Origin of the sequence: Bartonella sp. TT110JLCBS (assembly GCF_042193405.1) — a bacterium.
In the GTDB taxonomy this organism is placed as follows: Bacteria; Pseudomonadota; Alphaproteobacteria; order Rhizobiales; family Rhizobiaceae; genus Bartonella.
Map to the genome: position 1 here is coordinate 1 of NZ_JBHILT010000113.1, position 1,202 is coordinate 1,202.

Here is a 1,202-nt window from a genome sequence, read left to right on the forward strand (position 1 = left end):
ACCTCGATACCAGATGACATTGTTTTGCTTTCTGGATTGGCACCTAAATGACCAATTAAAATCACTTTATTAAGCATTTTCTTTCTGTCCTTTAATGGAAAATAGTACTTAGAACAAAACAAACTCACAACTGATGATAGTATAACACATTATGGTGTATTTTTACAAACAGAATTTATCATAACCCACTGAATCTACAGTGTGAATCCCATTTTTATTTTACTTAACAGCTTGCGTTTTGATACGTTTTGTGCAATAAAGAGATGTTCTTTTATATTTCGATTGGTTACTTTAATCGTTTATTTAGATCGCTAGCTGTTTTGATCATAAAAGCCGTGTCTTAAAGGACGCGGCTTTTATTATGTAAATTCTAAGCAACATAAATAAGGGGCGGAGGGTATCTTCTGGTCGTATAGACTTTTCAAAGCTTAGAAGAAATGTATCTATTCAAGCTTACACCATTTTCGGCAGCTTGTATTGCAAGTTTTCTATGGAGTTCTGGTGGGATTCTTAATTGAAACTTACCACTATATTTACCATGCGACAAAGGCACAGGAACTTCTTCTCCGTTATGTTGCATGTCCTCAACAACTTCTGAAACAAGATCCATAATGCCTTTTAAAGCCTTCTCTGCTTGAGATGCTAACCATGAAAGGGATGGGAATTCTGCACACAATCCGACATATTCCTGATCTTCTTGCGACCACAAAACACGATATGAATAATGATTACTGTTCATGTTTCATCCTTTCTATCGCTTGCAATACTTGTTTGACTTGGTAGGCTTTTGCCTTATTGCCAGAATCTTTTTGAATATTCACACGCGGGTCACCAAGCCACGGGGTTTTAAACACAAAGTGACTTGTACCACTGTTCCGTGGTTCTCCAAAAAAATGTACACACACAGCCAACAAATCTGAAAACTTAATGTTCCTTGGTGATGCTTGCATCAAGCTGATTATTTTTTCAACTTTATTGTTCATAACCAATAATAGTATCACTATTAATCCTAGTCAATCATTTTATAAACCTTCCCAGTTAATCATTTTAAATCTATTGAATAGAGGCTTTTATGTATACAAGAAAAACTATCAGAAAAAGTTTTGTTGCGTTAAACAAAAAAAGAAAGCCGTGTCTTAAAGGACGCGGCTTTTTTGCTATAAAGCAGCCCCCCGCCCCGTTATTTACGCTGCTTTATCATC

General features: G+C 35.8%; 2 protein-coding genes and 1 pseudogene. All 3 read right to left on the reverse strand.

The window, feature by feature from the left end:
* Positions 1-77: pseudogene (locus ACFILW_RS09835) on the reverse strand (single-stranded DNA-binding protein); the annotation flags it as partial.
* Positions 78-421: 344 nt separating this feature from the next.
* Positions 422-739 carry a type II toxin-antitoxin system HicB family antitoxin gene (locus ACFILW_RS09840; protein ID WP_375666531.1) on the reverse strand — a complete coding sequence of 106 codons (318 nt, stop codon included), beginning with the start codon at positions 737-739 and terminating at the stop codon, positions 422-424.
* Complete coding sequence (locus tag ACFILW_RS09845; RefSeq protein WP_006590329.1) at positions 729-1,001, reverse strand: hypothetical protein; 273 nt, start codon at positions 999-1,001, stop codon at positions 729-731. The genes ACFILW_RS09840 and ACFILW_RS09845 overlap by 11 nt, the downstream gene beginning before the upstream one ends.
* Between the last annotated feature and the right edge of the window lie 201 nt (positions 1,002-1,202).

Bases quoted from the DNA above. Each gene is read 5' to 3' on its own strand.
- ACFILW_RS09840 (WP_375666531.1), bottom strand. From the start codon at position 739: ATGAACAGTAATCATTATTCATATCGTGTTTTGTGGTCGCAAGAAGAT.